The organism is Syntrophales bacterium, from assembly GCA_023229765.1.
Lineage (GTDB): Bacteria > Desulfobacterota > Syntrophia > Syntrophales > UBA5619 > DYTH01.
Map to the genome: position 1 here is coordinate 122,024 of JALNYO010000007.1, position 13,116 is coordinate 135,139.

Below are 13,116 nucleotides of genomic sequence, written 5' to 3' on the forward strand. Positions count from 1 at the left end.
CCTTAATGTTTTTTTATCAAGTAATTGTTGGCCATCATGGTCCATATTTTCTTGATTAGTTGAATAACATGTCAGGGAAAACATCTCAAATCATCCCGTAACCCCCATCGACACAGAGGAGCTGACCGGTAATGTAATTGGCGTCGTCCGAGGCGAGAAATACAAAAGCGGGGGCAATATCCCCGGCCTCGGCAAAGCGTTTGAGCAAAATCCGGTTCATGTAGATCTCCGCCAGCTTTTCATCCGTTCTAATCTTCTCGGACATGTCCGTGGCTACGATGCCGAGGGAGATGACATTGGCGCAGATGTTGTAGCGGGCCAGTTCCCGGGCAATGGATTTGGTCATGCTCAGGACGCCCCCCTTGGCGGCGCTGTAGTTGATTTGCCCGACTGTTCCCACCAGGCCGGCAACCGACATGACGTTGATGATTTTCCCGCTGTTTTGCCCTTTCATCAGATTGGCGGCGGCCTGAGTGCAGAGGAAGGCGCCCTTCAGGTGAATGTCAACCACCTGATCCCACTGCTCTTCCGTCATCTTGAGCAGCAGGGCGGGCCTGGTAAATCCCGCATTGTTGACCAGGATATCCAGCCTGCCGAACCGCTCCATCCCCGCGGCAAAAAGGCTTTCCACATCGGCCTTGCAGGCGACATCCGCTTTAACGGCAATGGCCTCGCTCCCCATCGCGGCGATGGCCTCCACAACCTCCTGAGCCGCCTTTTCATTGGAGGTATAGTTGACTACAACCTTGGCCCCCTCCTTCCCGTAGGCGAGGGCGACCGACCTGCCCACTCCACGGCTGCCTCCGGTTACCAGCGCGATCTTGTCCTTGAGTTTCATAAATGGCACCTCTTTTCCAAAGGTTGATTGATCTGATTTAGTGCAACTGTTTTTCGCCTGACGATAAATCCCTGATAAACAGTCATTATAGAAATGGAGCATCAACTCCTGAGACAAAACCTATAGGCACAGGCTCTTTTATTTTCCTTCGCGACTGTGATGTACAAAGCCATAAATGTTTTATAAATACTTCGCTGTCGCCGCTCCGCAGTGTTTATACTGGAACTGTTTTTTACTGTCAAGGACAATTTGGAATCGGGAAAACGCGAAACTGGCAATACAGGTTTATAAAAATGGCCGCCCCTGTTTGGATAAGAAAACAGGAAGGAAGGATGATAAGGGGAAGCTTCAGCGGTCCAGCTCTTCCCTGAGGGCGCGTGCCAGCATTTCAACCGTATAAGGTTTTTTGAGGTACCTCCCTGCACCCAGCCGCTGCATCTCGCGCACCCGGGCGGTTTCCGAATAACCGCTGGCGATGATAGCCCGCTGGCCCGGGCGGTAATCGAGTATCTTCCGGTATGTATCCAGTCCGTCCATTCCCGGGTCCATGATCATGTCCAGCAGCAGCAGATCGTATGGCTGTTCCATTAAAGCGGTGACGGCTTGCTCACCGCTGGCGGCAACGGCCGCCTGATACCCAAGATGGGTCAGTATTCTTTTTGCGATATCCTGCTGCTCCGCTACGTCATCCACAATCATAATTCTTTCTCCCCTGCCCCGGATCTTTTCGAGGTCAATTGCGGCAGCGGATACGAAGACCTCCCGGGCGGTAGCCGGCAGGTAGATGGTTATGCGGGTGCCCTTTCCCATGACACTTTCCAGATTGATGTACCCATTGTGATCCTTCACTGCTCCCCAGACCACGGCCATCCCCAGACCCGTGCCGCTTCTCCCCATCACTTTTTTCGTGTAGAAAGGTTCGAATATCTTTTCCCTGTCCTCAGGTGTAATGCCGACCCCCGTGTCTTCTATGGTCATTACCACGTAATCCCCCTCTCTGATATCGTCATAGCCCGCAATAGGTCGATCAACATAGACGTTTTCCGTACTGATGGTGATGACTCCTCCTGCAGGCATCGCTTCGGCAGCATTGTTTACAAGGTTCATAACCGTCTTTATAAGATGGACGGGAGAACCTGCTACGTTCAGCAGACCGGCGCTCAACTGCGTTTTCACCTCCGCATGGGGATTGTGGAAAATCAGCTTATCGAACTCGGGGCTTTTCAGGTATTTCTGGATGATGCTGTTCAGGTTAACAACCTCGCTGCTGGAGACCCCCCGGCGGGCCATAGTCAGCAGATCCTGCACGATCGCCCCTGCCTTCAGGCCGCTCTCCTTGATCGCCTGGAGCGGATCCCTAAGGATGCTGTCCCCGGGCGGCAACTGCATCAGTAAAAGATCTGGATAGCCGACGATGCCGGAGAGGATATTGTTGAGGTCGTGGGCCACCCCGCCCGCCATGGTTCCCAGGGCCTCCATCTTTTCCGCGCGTTTTATCCGGGACTCGAGCTGCCGCTGGAAATCTTCAGTACGCTTTAGTTCGGTGATATCGCGTACAGTGGCCAAAATGGATGTTGTACCGCCGACGGCGATCTGGAAAGAATAGACCTCAACATCCAGAGAGGAACCGTCGCAGCACAGATCCCTGAGCCTGTAAAAACGGTTGTCCAGATTGGGCCAAGCTTTACGGCGATTCGAAAGGAACAACCGGTCCTCTGGATGAACCAGATTGATTACATCCATGCATAGGACATCCTCTTTGCGGGTAAACCCGTGAACCCTCAGCCAGCTCGGATTAACGTCAACGATTTTCCCCCCGGTTGTCAGGCTCATGGCTTCAGGCGAATCCTCAAAGAGCGTCCGGTAGGTCTGTTCAGAGCGGATGAGCCGTTCGATCAACTGGTCCCGTTCTTGAACCGTTGTTTCGTAATCCTCAATCAGATCGTGAACCATCCAGTGGATAAACTTGTTGGTGATCCCCCTGCTCAACCGCCGATACCAGGGAGACGGATCCCAGGTAATTCGGAACAAACAGCAATCATCTCCATCGACGACACACTGCGTTTCTTTGGCAACTACATTGGAAACCCCTGTCAGCCGGCCTATTTCAGTGTAGATGCCGAGGTTCCAGTGGCAGACATTTTTGGTCACTCTGAAACCCGGACGGTATCTTAACTCGAAGCTCATCGCGCCGGACGATAAATCGATCAGTCTGACATCCTTGGTATTATTGAACCGGGCGTTAATTCTGGAAACCTGCCTCGCCGTGACGGCGGGTCCCATGAGCCGGGCCGCGAAGAGCGTCCGCTTGGAGAGGCTTTCGCGGACGGCGCCTGCACCTACTTCAATGAGCGGATTCGGGGAGTGAACCACCTTGTAAATGTTTTCGAATAGGGCCAGTGAAAATTCATTGGATACCCAGCAGGCGGCATCGTTCAGGTGTGCTTCTTGAACCGGATGGAAAGTTGAAGGATGAAGTTTGTCCCTGATGAGGAAGCGCGGATTGTCCGTCAACCCTGTGAGCAGTTCCCGGACCCCCTGATCGCCATAATGATTCCTGATGTAGGCGATCATCCCCTGGAAATTCTGACAGCAAATATCCCTGTCCATGACGGAAACGCCCATAAAGAACTCTCCCTGTCACTCTGTAGTTACGGATAATCAAGGAATCCCATACAGCGCGGCATAACATTCGCACCACAGGCTCTATCCTGCTGGTGAGCGGCGCGGTCTCTGTCAGGACATTTTGGCACCCAAAATCTCGCGCACGTCCCGAAGCAGTTCGTTGATTCGATAGGGCTTCCCTATGTACCCCGTGGCGCCTGCCTCCAAGTTCTTATTCCAGTCTTAGTATGGCTCTATCCCTGCTGAAACCGGTTTTTTGCGGCAAGAAAGATCTCTACCTTATAATGAGGATGTTGGTGCGCAAGGTATATCAACTCTGTACAGATGATCCGATAAACTGCCCCAGCCGGATCAAAGGCCACGCGGAAGCGGCGCCTGCTTGCGGGATTTGGCGCCATTTAGCTCTCAATTGGTCCAGATCGTCTTTTCGCCACATGGCGCCAATAAATGCGCCAATGGCCTCGGCGTACTTGCCAATGGCCTGGCCGCCCAGCACCTTGCCGTCCAGCAAAACAATCCGCAAATAATCATCGCCGCTCTGCTTTTCGATAAGCTCGGATTTCCCCAGCATACACGCGGTTGCCCGCATGGTTTTACCGAAGGTGGACGCATGGGTGTTAAAAAAATGCACTCGCGCAAACGCATAGGCGCCAAGGTATTTGACATCATCTCCCAGGATGTTTCTGGCCACGATTTGCGCCTGCTCAATCGCGTTATGCTTCAACTGAAACATGACTGTCTCTTCGGTACAGGCATCAAAGGTTTCGACACAGTCCCCACAGGCATAAATATCGGAAACCGAGGTTTCCATCTTCCTGTTCACCTTGATGCCGCGCCCCGTTTCGATCTGCGCGGTTTTGGCAAGCGCCGTTCCGGGAACCACGCCCGTTGCAACTACAACCGTGTCGCATTCGATCTCCCGCTTGTCCGTGACAACGCTGGAAACCTTTGCCTCCCCTTTAATCTGGAGAACCTTTTCCCCGGTATGAAGATGAATCCCGTACCCCTCCATCGCCGCTTCCAGTATCCTGGCGGTGGGCTCATCAAACAGGACCGGCAGAATCCATCCCAGAAGCTCAATGATATGAACCTCATATCCCTTTTTCTTCAATGCCTCCGCCGCTTCTATCCCAATCGCTCCGGAGCCGATCACGACCGCTTTGCTGCCTTTGTGAGCTTCCAGCTTTTCCGCTTCCGACACCTGTTTGCAACTGAATACGCCTTCGTTGCGAATCCCCTCAATCGGTGGAAAGAAAAGGGCGCCGCCATGGGCCAGCACGAGTTTGTCGTAGCCTATTTCCACGCCCTCTTCGGTTGTGACATTCTTGGCCTCCGGGTTAATGGCAGCAACCTTGCTGTTGAACATAATATCAATGTTAAGCCGCTTGTAATCTTCAACGGTTTTTTTGAAAACATCTTTCTTCCCGATATTGCCGGCAAGATAATAGGGAAGCGAGCATGGATCATATTCCGGAACAGCCTCGGCGGAAAGGATGCATATCTCGATTTCCTTGTCCCTTTCCCGCAGTTCAGCGGCCACTCGATTGCCGGCAATCCCATTTCCCACAATAACTACCTTGTGAACATTAAACTCCGTTTTCATGGTGTATTCATCCTGAAATTATTTGGATATATGGCTCTTGAGCGCTCCGCCCGTTCCCTCACCACTCCCTTTGTCAGCGCGTCCTCTTTGCTGATTTTAAGGGCCCCCTCGCGACAGGCGGTTACACACCAGGGTCCGGCCGCATCGTCTTTGCACATATCGCAGGTCATCGTCTGCCCCGTATAAGGGTTTACCAACGGGCTGCCGACCGGGCAGATATAAACGCACGCCCTGCACCCGATACAGACATCTGTGTTAGTTATAACCGTCCCATTTTCCTGTCGCACCCGCGCATTCATTGGGCATACCTTGATGCAGGGGGCGTTATCGCACGCCATGCAGATGACGGGGACGTCAACCTCCTGGACTTCAAGCCTGAGGATTTTAAGCAAGGCCAACCTGGAATTTACATTTCCCTGATGTTTCATCGAACAGGCAAGCAAGCATTGTTGGCACCCGGTACATTTGAGGGGATCGACTACTAATTGTTCACGCCTTATTTCCATTCTCCGCCTTTATGAATTTCGATTATATTGTTTCGGTGTTTGCATCCTTAACCTTTTTGAAACAGCATGGGAATGTATATCTTTACAGCAGTTCTGGTGCGGATGCTACACTGTAGATATTCCGGTTGTCAAGACAAACTTTCGTTTCCCGCGATCCCTCTGCGCAGCCTCTAAATATTAAAGATTCAATCCTGCCTTAGTTAAAATATCATCTTCAACTGTATATTTTATCTATTAAATTCCGTATTTTGAATGCTTGCAAAGGATCGCCTTTAAAACTTACCCATCGGCCAATCTTGATTGGCATCGGCTACCATTTATGATATAGAACCGCCTGCGTTGTTATAGTTAACGCAATGGTATTGTTATTATTCAATAAATTGTGACATCTATCGATAGGGAGACAATATGCAGGCATTGGAAATAATCAGCGCAGCCAAAGCGGAAGGCCGCGGATCCTTGACCGAGGCAGAATCAAAGGAGGTTCTCCGGCAGTTCGGTGTGCCGGTAGTGGAGGAACGCATCGCAGTTTCACCGGAAGATGCAATCCAAGTTGCTAAAAATACAGGGTTCCCCGTTGTTCTGAAGGGGCTGGGAACAAAACTTGCGCATAAGACCGAGCGTGGCCTTGTTTTCCTTAACCTGAACAGTGAAGATGCGGTGGAAAAAGCGGCAAGGGCCGCGGCGACCTCGGCCGGAGCTGATCTGGAGGGATACCTGATCCAGCCGATGCTTTCCGGACATCGGGAGTTTGTGGCCGGATTGTTTCACGATCCCCAGTTCGGGCCGATTGTCATGTTCGGACTGGGCGGCGTATTCACGGAAGCCATTGACGACGCTGTTTTTCGCGTCGCCCCATTGACTAAAAACGATGCGGAACAGATGATAAATGAGATACGTTCCCAAAAACTCCTGGGGGCTTTCCGCGGCGAACAGGCGGTGGAACGAAAGCGGATCGTCAGCACCCTTCTGGGCTTATCCCGTATAGGCATGGAAATCCCGGACATTACGGAAATTGACATCAACCCGCTTCTGGTCGGTCCCGAAGGCCGGGCAGTGGCCGTTGACGCATTGGTTGTCATCGGCGAGAAACCAGCCCCCAAAAAATACCTCCCCGCGATCGCTTCATCCGCCATCGGAAAGTTCTTCTATCCGCGCTCGATCGCGGTTATCGGGGCGTCAAACGCCTTCACCAAATGGGGATACCGAATGATGTGCAGCATTATCGCGGGCGGATTCGCGGGCGAGGTTTACCCGGTCAATCCCCGGGGCGGGACAATTACCGGCAGAACGGCCTTCAAATCGGTAGCGGAAATACCCGGTTTTGTTGACCTCGCCGTAGTCACAATCCCCGAAGACAGGGTGATCGAGCTCATCCCGCAATTACAGGCGAAGGGAATAAAGAGTATGCTGCTGATCACCTCCGGCTTTGCGGAAACCGGGGCAGAGGGCCGCAGGCTGCAGGAAGAACTGGTGCAGGCGGCCCGGGCCGCCGATATCCTGATCATGGGCCCGAACACCATGGGTCTTTGCAACCCGCACAATGACCTTCTTTGCTGCGGAGGGGCCAATGTGCACCCCAAACCCGGGACAACGACGCTGATCTCGCAGTCGGGAAATCTCGGCGTTCAGCTTCTGGAATTTGCGGAACGGGAAGGGGTAGGCATCCGCGCCTTCGGCGGCTCGGGCAACGAGGCAATGATTACGATCGAGGATTACATGGAGGCCTTCGAGGTCGATGAGCTGACCAAGACGGTCGTGATTTATTTAGAAAGCATTAAAAACGGCCGGCGTTTCTTTGAATCCGCGCGGCGCGTCGGCTTGCTCAAACCCGTGGTAATGCTGAAGGGAGGTAGAACGGAGGCCGGGCATCACGCTGCGGTCAGTCATACCGGCGCGCTCGCCTCCAACGCAAAGGTCTTCAACGCGGCGGCGCGTCAGGCGGGGATAGTGATCGCGGAGCAGCCGATCGAGATGCTCGATGCGTCCGCGGCCTTCTCCTCGCTGCCCCTCCCCCGCGGCAACCGCGTCGCGATCATGACGCTGGGGGGCGGCTGGGGCGTTGTCACTACCGATCTCTGCGCGGAAAACGGCCTCCTCATCCCCAAGCTCTCACCGGAACTGATCGCAAACATCAACAAGGTTCTCCCCCCCTACTGGAGCCATTCCAACCCGGTTGATCTGGTCGGAGAGTTTGACCCGAATATCCCGATGTTCGTACTGGAGCAATTATCCCAATGGGATGGCTGCGACGCGGTGCTGCATCTGGGAATTTCCGGAAGGCTTTCTTCGCTACGCAAGATGATCAAGGACGTCAGAATATCCGACCCGGAAGCGGATCAGAATTTTCTCTCCGCGGTCCCTCAATTGCTGGAAGAGTTTGAAAACAAATTTCTTGCTCACACGGCCCATCTGATGGAAAAGACCGGCAAGCCGATTATCGGGGTGCCGCTGATGCAGGAGGAAAACATCCATACCGTAAACGATGTCGAGGGGAGCCCCTATAAAGCCGTTTCGTTTCTCACGCCGGAGCGGGCGGTCAAAGCCCTCTCCCGCATGGCCTCTTACAGCCGGTGGCGGGAACTGCAAAGGCAGCGGGAAGATTAAATCATGCCGGCCGACACAAAGCTAGCTATTCGAGCATGGTTATGATGGCTTCTGCAACTTCCTTTCCCATTCCTATCCGCCCGCTGCGAGTGGAAGCAGCAAAACCTCATCGCCGTCTTTGAGCGCCGTATCCATTCCGTTCAAGAACCCCACGTCCTGCCCATTCACCATTAAGCGGATCTGCGGACGGAGGGTCCCAGTTTCGGGTTTGAAAAGGCGCCGCGACAATTTATCCCCCCCCATTTCAATCATCCGGGACAGGAGACCCCGCACCTTTGTCCCCTCGGGCAGGTCAACCTCCACCTCCCCTGTGCCGAGCGCCCTTTTTAAGTGATAAATGGTTTTGATCTTGACCCGCATGTGCAGCCCATCCCTGTCTTATACGCCCAGAATATCAGCCACGTATTCCAGGCTCAGCTCCTTGAGCCTTGCCCGGGTAGGAACCCCTGTTGTGATCCGCTGCAGCGCATTAAACGCTTGGTTTTGAGTGGTTGCCGCCATTTTTGATACATCCCATGCAAGTTGTCCGGGATCGCCTTATTCCGTAGATGTTCTTCAAATTTTGACTGTAATGCGGCAGGGATCTCTATCATGTGGAATCCGCCACTTTCCTGATAATCTTTACTTTTACATGATATACGGAAAGTAAAAAATAAATGATTGCAAAACCCATGTCAAGGGTTTTATATGTATTTCAGGACAGTTAAATCTGAAAAAAGGGATCTGGCGGCGCGCGGCTTATACGGAACGTTATCTGAACAAAACATAAATATTGAGATATTGTAAATAAAGACCCAAAATCTATTCCAAGAGGTGAAAAATGAATAAGTTATTTACTGCTATTGTCCATAAAGAAGATAATTTATATGTTGCTGAATGCCCGGAAGTGGGTACTGCAAGTCAAGGTGCCACAATCGAAGACGCTATTGTTAATTTACAAGAAGCGACTGAAATTTATCTTGAAGAATTTCCTTTGGAAAAAACCCAACATCCTTTCCTTACAACTTTTGAGGTAGCTGTTAATGCCTGAACTTCCGATTATCTCTGGTAAAGAAGCTATAAAAATATTCGGAAGCATGGGCTTCAAGCTTGTCAGGCAAAAAGGCAGTCATGCAGTTTTAAGAAAAAGGAATAAAGGTTGTGTTATTCCCCTTCACACTGAACTTGCTGTTGGCACCCTACGAAGTGCAATTAAACAAGCCGGCATTGCTGTTGAAGAATTTATAGACGCATACAAAAACAGATAACAAATAAATCCAGCGGACGGCAAAAAACACCGCCGCCGATTTCAGGCGTTATCGTGCAAATAAAGGAGCATAATAAATGAATCTTTACCTGAATGTGCCAGCATATTTTTTATTGACACCTATCTCATTTTGAGATAGATTCCTTACATGCACATAATCACCCGAAAGCGCTTGATTGAATTTACTAAAAAGCATCCTGATTGTTCTTCTGCGATTGAATCCTGGTATAGGATAGTAAAACGTACTGATTTTAATTCATTTGTTGAACTGCGCCAAGCATTTCCGGGAGCTGATAAGGTCGACAATTTAACGGTTTTCAATATTGGTGGAAACAAGGCCCGTTTAATTGCTGCAATACACTACAACACGCGACGGATTTATATTCGGCATGTTCTTACTCATAAGGAATATGATCGAGGATATTGGAGGAAATAATGAATACTCAGCTTAAAGAAATTGCCAACGTTTGGCCGAACATACAGAGTGTATTTTCTGTGCCCCACAATGAAAAAGATTATAATAACCTGGTCAATTTTCTTGACGACCTCATCGATGAGGTTGGTAACAAAGAGTCTCATCCCTTATCTTCATTGATGGAGACGATTGGCAGCCTGATCGAAACCTATGAATCCCAAAATTACCCCGATATAGAGGGGGATCCGATAAATGCCCTAAAGACCTTGATGGAAGAACATGGCCTGAAGCAATCAGACCTGCCCGAGATCGGGAGCCAAGGAGTGGTGTCGGAAATTATATCCGGCAAACGTCAGCTCAATGTTCGCCAACTTAAACTTCTCAGCGAGCGTTTTAAAGTTTCTCCTGTAGTGTTTATATGATTGAACTGTAATATCATTCTTTATGCAGCTCCTGGAATGGAAGGTTTTTATAAAAAGTTTGGGTTTGGATCTATGAAAACAGGGATGGCTTTATTTACATCTCCACAAGCGATGGGAAAATTCACTGAATAGCTTGCCGAAGAAACGATGATGAGAATGGCCAGATTAACAATATATACTTTCGATAACAGCGAGATTAGTGTATGTAAATGATACATCGGAAATGCGGGACACAACGAAGAGTCGTGGGATTCGCAGAGCCGACTTTCGGTGTACGAAGTGCGGCAATTCCGTCCGCCCTCCGTTGCAAGGGAGGAGCTGTGAAACTTAAAGTGTCTCTCAAACTGAGTGCTGAAGGAGGTTCCACAAGATGATGACGATGTACGAAAAAGGCAAACTTTACGATATCCCGATTATCGACCTGAGACCTGATCCCAACCAGCCTCGGAAGTCCATCGAGCCCCAGGCGCTGGCGGATCTGACCGAGTCGATCAAACTCCAGGGAATTATCCAGCCGATCCTGTTTCGGGTGACGCCCGAGAGCCCCTACCTGATAATAGTTGCCGGCGAACGCCGCTTTATGGCCGCCCAAAATGCCGGTCTTTTTACGGTTCCCGGCATCTTTGTGGAGGGCAACACGGCGGAAATCGCCTTGGTGGAAAATCTCCAGCGGCAGGACCTCACCTGCATTGAAGAGGCGGAGGCGTTGAAAAAACTCATGGATGATGCGAAATACACACAGGAACAGTTGGCGGGGGTGATCGGCAAGCCCCGCGCTACCATCGCGGACACCCTTTCGCTCACGAACCTGCCCGTGGAGATCCGGGACGAATGCCGCGGCGACCGCACCGTCAGCAAGACCAGACTTATCGATATTTCGCGGAAGAAACAGCAGCGCGCCATGACTACGGCCTACGCCAAATACAGAGAGGAACTCAGGAAGGCGCAGGGAGGGGGCACGAAGAAGCGAGTGACCCTGACCGCGGGCGCCGCCTTGTGCCAAGCCCTTGACAAGACCCGTGAGAGGGTGGAGAAAACCGACCTCGCCGCCTTGTCCGCAGAAGACCGCCAGGCCGCCAATGACTCCTTCAACAGCCTTCGGGAGGCCATTGGCAATTGCCTCAACCCATCGTCCGGGGGAGGCCTGGCATAAAAATATGACCGCTGGTCATTTTCGGCTATCCTAAATTTTCAGAGCGTCGTCAAAAGCAGATTAATAACAACATGTTAATGATTGTCGGTTTTCGACAATCATTTTAAAACAGCCCCTCAAAGCCTTGGAGAGCAACCATTTTATCTATTTTTGCGCCAATATTTGCTGATTAAATTGATAAAATGGCGTTGTTTTAAGCTTTACAAACGTGACAATTATGAATGCGGACGCTCAATGCAATGTCGGATTGGCTGTTAATAGCGGAGCCATTTTTTATGGCCATTGCCAATGCTCTTCAAATCTCGATTGCGACGCCAGCGTGACCGTTATGATAATTTACCCTTCTGATCACGAATAACATTAAAATTGACATGATATACGGAAGGACAAAAATAAATGGTTGATAAATATTTATCCCGATATTATACGTAACATCCAATAATTACCCCGCTTGAAATGTTTCGAAGGTCCCCAGGCGGCAAAGTCAATGGGAACATGTTTTCATTTTAAAACCTTGCAGAAACCATACAACTGGCGGAGATATACAGAAACTTCAGAATAACTTGTTGGGTAGAGGAGAGAAAGTGTGACGAGTGAGCAGCTAATTGGTTTCCTGGGACTGTTTGCAACGGTGGTGTTTGGCGCCCTCAGTGTCTATTTGTTTCTAACAAAACGATACCCAGGCCAGATTACACTAGTGGACGAGAGCACAATTGCTCTCTTTGACGCCATAGTGAAGAATGTCTCCGATCTTGCAGTCCTGTACCGGGAACGCCCCGTGTCCGAGGGTCTGGTACTCTTTCGGGGGGCCTTTGTTAATACGGGATCGAAAGACATCGCAGCAGACATGGTGCGGGAGAGACTGTCTTTGCGTCTACCAGACAATTTCACATGGCGCTCAGCGAAGGTCGTATCTTCTTCGCCTGCAGTACAAACGAGAATTGAACTTACTGCAAATGAAATCAGTTTTGATATGGACCTTTTTCGATGCAAGGAGTTCATTCGGTTTGAGGCAGTGGTCGAAGTCCCGGTCAACTCAACAGGGCGATCAGACTCTGAAAAGAACTTAAAAGAGAGGCTTCATCAGGCTCTGCAAGCGCGTCACAGGATTGCAGATACGCAGAATGTCAGGATGAGAGAGTTCCCTGATGAGGCTTACACAAACCGCCAGCTGAAGAAACTGCGGGTTCCATTTGCGATTTTGGCGGTCATGATTCTGATTCAATGCGGAATCTTGTTCTTTGATAGTTCAGCCCAATTGCGCTTCATAATTGAGGACAAGGGCGAGCAGGTTGAAGTGAAGCTCACTCCAAGAACCGGTGACATGGTGAAACTGACGGGAGTTTCCAAAAAAGAATACGCGAAGTCTGTGCCCGCCAAAGACTTCTTTAATACTCCGGGGATTGTGGCAAGGACTGTTCGGGACCGATCGATGATGATCGTGACATTCTCCATGATAGGTATCACCCTCGCACTTTTTGGCGGGCTCTTCCTCATGATCTATAGAGAGCGGTGGCAAGCGAAACGACTTCGAAGAGCTCTGGGACTATCAGATGAAACTTGACAGAGAACCCAACCTATAAGGATTGAGTCGACCCGCGAGGCAGTTAAATTGATGGCACGGACGTAATTGCGGGTCGAACTCAATCCATTGTTCAACAAGCCCGATCATATTATATAGGGTAATGATTAGATTGCGCA

Annotated in this window: 11 protein-coding genes; 6 read left to right on the forward strand and 5 right to left on the reverse strand. The window is 50.6% G+C overall.

The genetic code is table 11. The features are described from left to right. Positions 1-85: 85 nt before the first annotated feature. From M0P74_05990 to M0P74_06005, 4 genes are all read right to left on the reverse strand, one after another. On the reverse strand, positions 86-838 hold the full coding sequence (locus M0P74_05990; GenBank protein ID MCK9363134.1) for a 3-oxoacyl-ACP reductase FabG: 753 nt from the start codon (positions 836-838) through the stop codon (positions 86-88). A gap of 348 nt (positions 839-1,186) precedes the next feature. Then, positions 1,187-3,463 (reverse strand): ATP-binding protein, encoded by a 2,277-nt coding sequence (locus M0P74_05995; protein ID MCK9363135.1) that lies wholly within the window; start codon positions 3,461-3,463, stop codon positions 1,187-1,189. A 310-nt stretch (positions 3,464-3,773) separates the two neighbouring features. Beyond that, positions 3,774-5,066 carry an FAD-dependent oxidoreductase gene (locus M0P74_06000; protein MCK9363136.1) on the reverse strand — a complete coding sequence of 431 codons (1,293 nt, stop codon included), beginning with the start codon at positions 5,064-5,066 and terminating at the stop codon, positions 3,774-3,776. Then, positions 5,063-5,572 carry a 4Fe-4S dicluster domain-containing protein gene (locus tag M0P74_06005; protein MCK9363137.1) on the reverse strand — a complete coding sequence of 170 codons (510 nt, stop codon included), beginning with the start codon at positions 5,570-5,572 and terminating at the stop codon, positions 5,063-5,065. Before M0P74_06005 ends, M0P74_06000 begins: the two co-directional genes overlap by 4 nt. A 408-nt stretch (positions 5,573-5,980) precedes the next feature. On the opposite strand from M0P74_06005, the gene M0P74_06010 reads away from it, so the two are divergent. After that, positions 5,981-8,179 (forward strand): acetate--CoA ligase family protein, encoded by a 2,199-nt coding sequence (locus tag M0P74_06010; GenBank protein MCK9363138.1) that lies wholly within the window; start codon positions 5,981-5,983, stop codon positions 8,177-8,179. A gap of 72 nt (positions 8,180-8,251) precedes the next feature. Here M0P74_06010 and M0P74_06015 read toward each other — a convergent pair whose 3' ends face one another. Further along, positions 8,252-8,539, reverse strand: coding sequence for a MoaD/ThiS family protein (locus M0P74_06015; GenBank protein MCK9363139.1), 288 nt, complete (start codon positions 8,537-8,539; stop codon positions 8,252-8,254). 460 nt (positions 8,540-8,999) lie between these two features. Here M0P74_06015 and M0P74_06020 point away from each other — a divergent pair, with 460 nt between their 5' ends. The 5 genes from M0P74_06020 to M0P74_06040 all read left to right on the forward strand — a co-directional run bounded on the left by M0P74_06020 (position 9,000) and on the right by M0P74_06040 (position 12,979). Further along, positions 9,000-9,209, forward strand: coding sequence for a type II toxin-antitoxin system HicB family antitoxin (locus M0P74_06020; protein MCK9363140.1), 210 nt, complete (start codon positions 9,000-9,002; stop codon positions 9,207-9,209). Next, positions 9,202-9,426 (forward strand): type II toxin-antitoxin system HicA family toxin, encoded by a 225-nt coding sequence (locus M0P74_06025; GenBank protein MCK9363141.1) that lies wholly within the window; start codon positions 9,202-9,204, stop codon positions 9,424-9,426. The genes M0P74_06020 and M0P74_06025 overlap by 8 nt, the downstream gene beginning before the upstream one ends. Positions 9,427-9,860: 434 nt before the next feature. Further along, on the forward strand, positions 9,861-10,262 hold the full coding sequence (locus M0P74_06030) for a helix-turn-helix domain-containing protein (GenBank protein MCK9363142.1): 402 nt from the start codon (positions 9,861-9,863) through the stop codon (positions 10,260-10,262). Positions 10,263-10,632: 370 nt separating this feature from the next. Beyond that, on the forward strand, positions 10,633-11,415 hold the full coding sequence (locus M0P74_06035) for a ParB/RepB/Spo0J family partition protein (GenBank protein MCK9363143.1): 783 nt from the start codon (positions 10,633-10,635) through the stop codon (positions 11,413-11,415). A gap of 586 nt (positions 11,416-12,001) precedes the next feature. Then, on the forward strand, positions 12,002-12,979 hold the full coding sequence (locus M0P74_06040; protein ID MCK9363144.1) for a hypothetical protein: 978 nt from the start codon (positions 12,002-12,004) through the stop codon (positions 12,977-12,979). Positions 12,980-13,116: the final 137 nt, after the last annotated feature.

Coding starts and splice junctions, on each gene's coding strand:
- M0P74_05990 (MCK9363134.1), bottom strand. CDS start 838: ATGAAACTCAAGGACAAGATCGCGCTGGTAACCGGAGGCAGCCGTGGA.
- M0P74_05995 (MCK9363135.1), bottom strand. CDS start 3,463: ATGGGCGTTTCCGTCATGGACAGGGATATTTGCTGTCAGAATTTCCAG.
- M0P74_06000 (MCK9363136.1), bottom strand. CDS start 5,066: ATGAAAACGGAGTTTAATGTTCACAAGGTAGTTATTGTGGGAAATGGG.
- M0P74_06005 (MCK9363137.1), bottom strand. CDS start 5,572: ATGGAAATAAGGCGTGAACAATTAGTAGTCGATCCCCTCAAATGTACC.
- M0P74_06010 (MCK9363138.1), top strand. CDS start 5,981: ATGCAGGCATTGGAAATAATCAGCGCAGCCAAAGCGGAAGGCCGCGGA.
- M0P74_06015 (MCK9363139.1), bottom strand. CDS start 8,539: ATGCGGGTCAAGATCAAAACCATTTATCACTTAAAAAGGGCGCTCGGC.
- M0P74_06020 (MCK9363140.1), top strand. CDS start 9,000: ATGAATAAGTTATTTACTGCTATTGTCCATAAAGAAGATAATTTATAT.
- M0P74_06025 (MCK9363141.1), top strand. CDS start 9,202: ATGCCTGAACTTCCGATTATCTCTGGTAAAGAAGCTATAAAAATATTC.
- M0P74_06030 (MCK9363142.1), top strand. CDS start 9,861: ATGAATACTCAGCTTAAAGAAATTGCCAACGTTTGGCCGAACATACAG.
- M0P74_06035 (MCK9363143.1), top strand. CDS start 10,633: ATGATGACGATGTACGAAAAAGGCAAACTTTACGATATCCCGATTATC.